The 3,387-nt window shown below is 25.8% G+C and carries 4 protein-coding genes; all 4 read right to left on the reverse strand.

What is annotated here, in order from left to right; genetic code table 11:
- On the reverse strand, nucleotides 1-1,578 hold a 1,578-nt coding region (locus AJ932_RS00630; protein ID WP_261660036.1), incomplete at its 3' end, for a hypothetical protein.
- Entirely contained in the window at nucleotides 1,514-1,783 is a 270-nt protein-coding gene (locus tag AJ932_RS00635) for a hypothetical protein (RefSeq protein WP_186820393.1), read from the reverse strand. The genes AJ932_RS00635 and AJ932_RS00630, both read right to left, overlap by 65 nt.
- 33 nt (nucleotides 1,784-1,816) lie before the next feature.
- The gene (locus AJ932_RS00640; protein ID WP_044780729.1) at nucleotides 1,817-2,641 is read right to left on the reverse strand and encodes a hypothetical protein; all 825 of its coding nucleotides are present in this window, start codon (nucleotides 2,639-2,641) and stop codon (nucleotides 1,817-1,819) included.
- Between the two features lie 83 nt (nucleotides 2,642-2,724).
- A partial coding sequence (locus AJ932_RS00645; protein WP_070278015.1) for a hypothetical protein occupies nucleotides 2,725-3,387 on the reverse strand: 663 nt, incomplete at its 5' end.

Genomic DNA, 3,387 nt, shown 5'->3' on the forward strand with positions numbered 1-3,387 from the left:
AAACTTAGCTTGCTTACTTAAATCCTCTAATAACTGTGCTTGTGCTATACCTATGCTACCATTACTGCCAAACTCTCCCTTTTCATTGATGCTATAAAGATATAGATTATCTTTTATTATGCTTTGCTCTTTTTTATCTTTTTTGCTTGTTTTGTTTTCTTTTTCATTACTTTCTTTTATTTTTACTTCTTTAAAAGTTTTAGAGCATTCTTTATCAGTATATAATCTTACGCAGTATCTTCCCCAGGTTTTTCCTATTTCAAAGGGATAATCTTTTAAAAAGCTAGGGTTAGTATCTTTAGCTATTTCATTGATTTTTAAATAATACTCCCCTTCAGGTAAAGTGCCAAATCTATCTTTAATACTTTCATCATCATAGTAAAAATAAGCCTTTCCACTTTTGCTTTTATCTTTTTCATCTTGGTAAAAATAATTTGCAATTTGCTTTTTACTTCTTTTTTCATTATCTGCCTTAGCAGTACCACTTCTTGCCATATAAGAATTAATTAATTCATTTCCTTTATAATGATAGAGATTAAATCCATCATAAACTAAATGATCTTTAGCTTTAAATTTAAGTATAAGTCCAACTTTGTGATGGGTATAATTATTAAATATTCTTTTAGCATTTTGTAAAGGAGTAGGAAAATAAGCTTCACTTTCATCAAGCTTTACTTTAAAGCTATAACAATCGCTAAAATACTTTTCTTTATCAAATCTTATTTTACCTTTTTCATCACTGCGTCTTTTTAGATTAACTACTCTTAAAGCTTCATCATGTTTAAAACCTTTGATAATGATTTTAGCATTAGCAATGGGTTTATTGTGTTCATCTTTTAAATATAAAGTGATAAAGCAAGGTTCTTTGGAGTTTGATGAAGAGTTGCTTGAGTTATTTTGTTCGTTTTGACTAAAGAAAGCAGAATGCTTTGAATGGGTTTTGGAGTTATCATCTTGTAAATATAACACACCAGATGGCAAGATATTATTATCATAATATTTTTTAAACGAAGGAAAAAAGGGAATTGGAGATTCAAAAGATTGTTTTTGAAGTATTTGAAATACTCTTTTATAAATAACCATAGGTGTAATTTTTTCTTGATCAATAAATTTAATATTAACAGTTCTACCTATTTTTAATGGATCTAATTCATATTCTAAATAAAGATTTATATATTTTGCAAATCCATCATTACTTTCAAAATCAAAATTATCATCGAGTGGATAAAGCTTTAGATTAGAAATATATTCGGCTTTGTAAGTTTTAGCATTAATATGAAATTTAACATTTTTATTGAAAGCTATTTTTGTGCTTCCAAAAGTAAAAGATCTTTTAGCATAATCACTTGAGTTTATATCTAAGTAGTAGTGGCTTCTTTTACACGCTCTATTATCTTCGATATATTCTCCATCTCTATTAATAAATGGATTTACGCCTCCATACATCTTAGTTTCTACTATATCGTCTAGTTCTAAAATATACATCTCTTCTTCTATTTTATCTTTAAATTTTTCAAGTTCTTTTTTTACTAAATTCGCAATCAAAAAATTTTTGAAATACTCTAAAATCTGCAGCACTAGTATATTTATCCACATATTTCATATAATCAAGTGCCGAAGCTTGTATGATTATTTCTTTTTCATCTCTTGCTTTATAATCTTTAGCGATAAGCACACGATTATCTTTTTTAGCTAAATTACTTGGTGGCGTGCTTTCTCCCCAAAGATAATAAGATAAAATTTCTATTCCATAATCACCTTTTAAATTTAATAAAAAACCCATTTTATTTTTCCTGCCATACTTAAAATTTCAGTTTTATTCATTAACCCATATAAAATTATCATTTTCGCGTATTTCTACTTCACCACAATTTGTAATAGGATAATACTCGTATCTAAAATAATTATCATTTTTCCACCTTTCCAAAACATCTTTATTGAATTTCTCTTTAGAGTGTTTATAGCCTATAAGATACATTTTAACTAATAAGCCATAATCATAATCACCAAATCTTGAAGGTGTAACAAAATATTCATAACCACCTATTGCTATAAATTTAACATCATAGTGAATAAGATAAATTCTTTCCCGATAATCAAAAAGTAAAGAATATTTGAGTTTTATATTGCTTAACTTTTGCGTTTTATCAAAATCCCCTATTAAAATTTTTTCTTCTTCAAATGGTTTTACAATGTTAAAACCCTGCATTATTTTTTGCATATTTTCTTCTTCAGTTTTATTAAAATCAATTTGTTTTATGATATCGTTGATATCAAATTGCTTTCCATTACTAAAAAATTGACAATCTGTATCTTCAAAATGACATTTAGTACCAAGATATTGCCACTCTTCTTGAGCTACATTGTAATATCTTTTACTATGTGCATAATCATAAAGCTTTTTAAGCAAATCTTTAGCAGCTCTTTCAAATACTTCATTTCTATCCAGTTTTTTACCTTCTTTTATACAATACCAATTTTGATTAAGTGTTGCATTGGAGCGTAAAATCACTTTTGCATAACCATTTTTAAATTCAGTATAAAAAAGTATATTATATCCTATAAATCCGATAAACAATATAGCTATAATCCAAGCTAATTTTTTTAATTTTGTGTCAAATAAAAACTGAAGTTTTTTCATTTATACTCCTAAATAAATTTGCAAATCTTTTTCTGTTTCGTTTAATTTTTTTCTAGGTAATTCTTCTTTTTGCAATTCTTCGTTCATTGTTTACACTCTTTTAGTTTGGATTGTATGGATTTAAGTTTATTGGTTTGTTTTTGACCGAGTCTGAGTTTTGGATAATTATTGTTTATATTTTCTATTTTCATTTTAAGATAATCATCTTTATAGGCAATAAATTTAATTTTTGAATTTATAAGATTGATATATCTATCAACTGCAATATTAATTTTTTCTATGCCATTTAGAATTACTATGGTTTTGGGATTATTTAAATCACAAATAGGAGCTATTGAAAGTTCTCTTAGGTACATATTATTAGCAAACGCACTATCTAAGCCAATCAATAGATTAATATATGTTACAATTTCTATTATTTCAAAATCATTATCATTTTTTTGCAAAAAATCCTCTTCTAAACGAGTATTTAGAAAAAATAAAAAATCTTCAAGTGCATCAAATCTTTCCTTGTCAAATAAAAAATAAGTTTTATGATTTGTGATATTTCTTTCATTGTATAAAAGATAGGATATAATATCGTTATTTAAATTTAAAACAATTCGACTAGCTTTTCTTGAAAGTTCCTCATCTTCATCTAGGAATGAATAAATAGTTAAAGTTCTTATATCTTCAATACTAGCTTGTATCATCTTAAGATTTTTAATAATCATTTGTGTAACTTTTTCTTGATTATAGTTTTCTTT

The sequence above is a fragment of the Campylobacter sp. BCW_6873 genome (assembly GCF_001762365.1).
Taxonomy (GTDB): Bacteria; Campylobacterota; Campylobacteria; order Campylobacterales; family Campylobacteraceae; genus Campylobacter_D; species Campylobacter_D jejuni.

Coding starts and splice junctions, on each gene's coding strand:
- AJ932_RS00635 (WP_186820393.1), bottom strand. CDS start 1,783: ATGGGTTTTTTATTAAATTTAAAAGGTGATTATGGAATAGAAATTTTA.
- AJ932_RS00640 (WP_044780729.1), bottom strand. CDS start 2,641: ATGAAAAAACTTCAGTTTTTATTTGACACAAAATTAAAAAAATTAGCT.